Source organism: Saccharothrix sp. ST-888 (genome assembly GCF_000955975.1).
GTDB lineage: Bacteria > Actinomycetota > Actinomycetes > Streptomycetales > Streptomycetaceae > Kitasatospora.
On sequence record NZ_JYJF01000225.1, the window covers coordinates 1 to 3087 of the forward strand.

At 73.2% G+C, this 3087-nt stretch carries 1 protein-coding gene; it reads left to right on the plus strand.

Annotation, left to right across the window (positions count from 1 at the left end; all coding sequences use genetic code 11):
* The coding region (locus UK12_RS32135) for a type I polyketide synthase (RefSeq protein WP_045306746.1) at positions 1-3087 on the plus strand (3087 nt) is incomplete at both ends.

A 3087-nucleotide genomic window follows, 5' to 3' on the forward strand; every position in this document is an offset into this window, starting at 1 on the left:
CGAGGGTGCGGTGTTCGGTCCGTCCGGTACGGTCCTGATCACCGGTGGTACGGGTGCGCTGGGTGCGCTGGTGGCCCGGCACCTGGTGGCCGAGTACGGGGTCCGGCGTCTGCTGCTGACCAGTCGCCGTGGTGCGGATGCGCCCGGTGCGGCCGAACTGCGGGCCGAGCTGGCGGAGTCGGGTGCCGAGGTCACGCTGGCCGCCTGCGATGCGGCCGACCGGGAGGCGCTCGCCGCCGTCCTCGCCTCGGTCCCGGCCGAACACCCGCTGACGGCGGTCGTCCACACCGCAGGCGTCACCGACGACGGCGTGCTGTCCTCGCTGACACCCGAGCGGATCGAGCGCGTCCTGCGCCCCAAGGCCGAAGGCGCCTGGAACCTGCACGAGCTGACCGCCGGTCTCGACCTCACGGCGTTCGTGATGTTCTCCTCCGCCGCCGGTGTCTTCGGCGGTCCCGGCCAGGGCAACTACGCCGCCGCCAACGCCTTCCTGGACGGACTCGCCCACCACCGCACGGCCCGTGGGCTGGCGGCGACCTCGCTGGTCTGGGGCCTCTGGGCGCAGAGCAGCGGAGTCAGTGGCCACCTCGACCGGAACGACCTGGCACGGATGGAGCGTTCGGGTCTGAGCGCGCTGTCCTCGGACGAGGGCCTGGCCCTGTTCGATGCGGCGGTGCAGACCCGGAGCGAGGCGGGCACGCGGCACGCGGACGCCGTACTGGTGCCGATGCACGTGCGGATCGCCGCACTTCGGACCCAGGCGGCAGCCGGGCTGGTGCCTCCGCTGCTGCGCGGACTGGTCCGGACCCCGGTGCGCCGGGCCGTCGAGGCGGCGGCGCACGGCGCCGGGTCCGAGTCCGAACTGGTACGGCGGCTCGCCCCGTTGACGGTCGCCGAGCAGGAGCGCGCGCTGCGCGACCTGGTCCGTGGGCAGGTGGCGGCGGTCCTGGGCTACTCGGGCGCCGAAGCCGTCGACGGCGAACGTGCCTTCAAGGAACTGGGCTTCGACTCGCTGACCGCCGTCGAGCTCCGCAACCAGCTGGGCGCGGCCGTCGGCCTGCGGCTGCCCGCGACACTCATCTTCGACTACCCCAACCCCGCGACGCTGGCGGCCCACCTGCGCACCGAACTCCTCGGCCTGCAGGAGGACTTCGACGCCCTGGCGCCGACCGCCTCCGCAGCGGCGGCCGACGACGACCCGATCGCGATCGTCGGCATGGCCTGCCGCTACCCCGGTGGCGTGACCAGCCCCGAGGAGCTGTGGCAGCTGATCGCCGGGGAACGCGACGGCATCTCCCTGTTCCCCACCGACCGGGGCTGGGACCTCGACGCCCTGTACGACCCGAACCCGGACAGCCCCGGTACCTCGTACACCCGTGAGGGCGGCTTCCTGCACGACTCCAACTACTTCGACCCGGCCTTCTTCGGGATCTCGCCACGTGAGGCGCTGGCGATGGACCCGCAGCAGCGTCTGCTGCTGGAGACGACCTGGGAGGTGTTCGAGCGGGCGGGTATCGACCCGGCCACCGTGCGCGGCAGCCGGACCGGCGTGTTCGCCGGTGTGATGTACCACGACTACGGCACCCGGCTGCGGACCGCCCCCGACGAGGTCGAGGGCTACCTCGGCACCGGCAGCTCCAGCAGCGTCGTCTCCGGCCGCGTCGCCTACACCTTCGGCCTGGAGGGCCCCGCAGTCACTGTGGACACGGCGTGCTCCTCCTCGCTCGTCGCGCTCCACCTGGCGAGCCAGGCGCTGCGCAACGGCGAGTGCACGATGGCACTGGCCGGTGGTGTGACGGTGATGTTCACCCCCGGTACGTTCGTCGAGTTCAGCCGCCAGCGCGGCCTGGCCGAGGACGGCCGCTGCAAGTCGTTCGCAGCGGCGGCCGACGGCACCGGCTGGGGCGAGGGCGTCGGCATGCTGCTGGTCGAGCGGCTCTCGGACGCCCAGCGCAACGGCCACCAGGTGCTCGGCATCGTCCGGGGCTCCGCGATCAACCAGGACGGTGCGAGCAACGGCCTCACCGCGCCGAACGGGCCGTCGCAGCAGCGGGTGATCCGGCAGGCCCTGGCCAACGCGGGAGTGGCGGCGCACGAGATCGACGCCGTCGAGGCGCACGGCACGGGCACCACCCTGGGGGACCCGATCGAGGCCCAGGCGCTGCTCGCCACCTACGGTCAGGACCGCGCCGAGGACCGGCCGCTCTGGCTCGGCTCGGTGAAGTCCAACCTCGGCCACACCCAGGCCGCCTCGGGCGTCGCGGGTGTGATCAAGATGGTGATGGCGATGCGGCACGGCGTGCTGCCGCGCACCCTGCACGTGGACGAGCCCTCGCCGCACGTGGACTGGTCGGCCGGCGCGGTCGAACTGCTGACGGAGAAGCTGCCGTGGCCGGAGACCGGCCGTCCGCGCCGTGCCGCCGTGTCCTCCTTCGGGATCAGCGGCACCAACGCGCACACCGTCCTCGAACAGGCACCGTCCGCCACGGACAGCGGCGCGGTTGGAGTGGCGGATCCGGCTGGGGCCCAGGCGCTGCCCTGGACGCTGTCCGCCAAGGGCGAGCCCGCACTCCGGGCCCAGGCGGCACGCCTGCACGCATGGTCGGACGAGCAGCCCGAGCTGCGCCCGGCCGACGTCGGTCACTCGCTGGCGACGACGCGTGCCGCGCTGGAGAGCCGTGCCGTGGTCGTTGCCGAGGACCGGGAGGAGTTCCTCCGGGGCCTGGCGGCGCTGGCGGCGGGCGAGTCGGCGGCGAACGTGGTGCAGGGAACCGCATCCGCCGGCCGTACGGCGTTCCTGTTCACGGGGCAGGGGAGTCAGCGGGTCGGGATGGGCGCCGGGTTGTATGCGGCGTTCCCGGTGTTCGCCGGGGCTTTCGACGCGGTGTGTGCGGAGCTGGAGCCGCATCTGGAGCGTCCGCTGCGGGAGGTGGTGTTCGCGGGTGAGGGCGGTCTGCTGGACCGGACCGCGTTCACGCAGCCGGCGTTGTTCGCGGTTGAGGTGGCGCTGTTCAGGTTGGTGGAGTCGTGGGGTGTCCGGCCGGACTTCCTGGCGGGGCATTCGATCGGTGAGGTGGCCGCTGCGCA